This is a genomic window from Phytobacter sp. V69 (assembly GCF_965644215.1).
In the GTDB taxonomy this organism is placed as follows: domain Bacteria; phylum Pseudomonadota; class Gammaproteobacteria; order Enterobacterales; family Enterobacteriaceae; genus Phytobacter.
This window is the reverse complement of record NZ_CBFFRL010000437.1, coordinates 1-1,167: the sequence shown is the minus strand read 5'-3', so window position 1 is coordinate 1,167 and position 1,167 is coordinate 1. Positions and strand designations below refer to the sequence as shown.

The 1,167-nt window shown below is 51.7% G+C and carries 1 protein-coding gene and 1 pseudogene; both read left to right on the top strand.

Annotated elements, in window-relative coordinates; genetic code table 11:
• Nucleotides 1-136 precede the first annotated feature (136 nt).
• Entirely contained in the window at nt 137-598 is a 462-nt protein-coding gene (alaE, locus tag ACSZPU_RS25815) for an L-alanine exporter AlaE (RefSeq protein ID WP_499004462.1), read from the top strand.
• Between the two features lie 195 nt (nt 599-793).
• Nucleotides 794-1,096 (top strand): annotated as a pseudogene (locus ACSZPU_RS25810) (MFS transporter); the annotation flags it as partial.
• Nucleotides 1,097-1,167: the final 71 nt, after the last annotated feature.

Here is a 1,167-nt window from a genome sequence, read left to right as displayed (position 1 = left end):
TTATCTTTCAATGGTCAAGCTGGGTTGCATCCGATTGTTTTACAAGAGGTTATGCAATTAAGGGACACAGCCTAGTCTTATACATACCTTTTGACGAAAAGACGCTTTATAGCCGCGCCACAATCGGAGCTCTCATTTGCCACAACACCAACAACAGACGAATCGCAGGACTACGTTTTTCGCCGATACCATTGCACTGATCCTGTTTTTCACGACAACGGGCATCATTAATGAACGCATAGTCGCGGGCATGACGTGGGAACAGGTGTTACATGCCCGGCTACTGGGCGCGGTTCTGATGGTACCGGTGGCAAGGCCTTATGGCATATGGCGGGATTGGGTGATGAAGCGTGCCGGCGAGAGTCGGCTTTCACTGTTACTCTGGGACAGTGTTGCCCTCGTCAGTTTCCAGGTTCCCCTCTATGCCGCCATCATTGCGTTCAGCGGCGCGTCCGGCCAGGGGCTGATTCGAGGCACGCTGAGTGCAGCGTTGCTGATGCTATGTCTGGGTCGCCCTTATGGTGCGTTTCTTAACGGGGTACGCCGGCTGTTTGGCTTACCACCGGGTGGCGATAAGCCTATGTCGCTTAACAGCTGAATAGCCACTCTGCGCCAGATGCAAACGCCATCAGGCATCTGGTGTGCCGGGATTGTTGCCGCGCTGTTTGCAGGCATTAAAACGCAGCTCGCTCAGTATGTCCCGGGAAGCCTGTTTTTCCAGCGACTCCAGTACCAAGCTCGCCAGCGCTTTTCCCACCTGCTTGTAGGGTACGTCATACCCTTCCGGGCGGGTATCGAGAAAGGCGGGAATATCGCTGCCGTTAATAACGGCAGTGTCGCATTAAGCGTGAGAGAAAAAATAAACTATGGATTTGGTGACGCTGGCTGCACAATTGTTACAGGTTTAATCTCGAACTTTCTCACCTTCTTTTATACCGATATTTTTGGGCTAACACCGGCCATCGTAGGAACGTTATTTCTGGTCCTGCGCGTCATTGATGCTATTTCCGATCCGGTTATCGGGATCATTGCCGACAGAAACAGTCCAGTCAAAGGACAATTCCGCCCTTTCCTGCTGTGGACGGCGGTCCCCTTAGATAGTGTCGTCACGAGGATAAAAATCATTGATAATAGGGCCTTCTAATCAGAAGGCCCTATTATCATGAC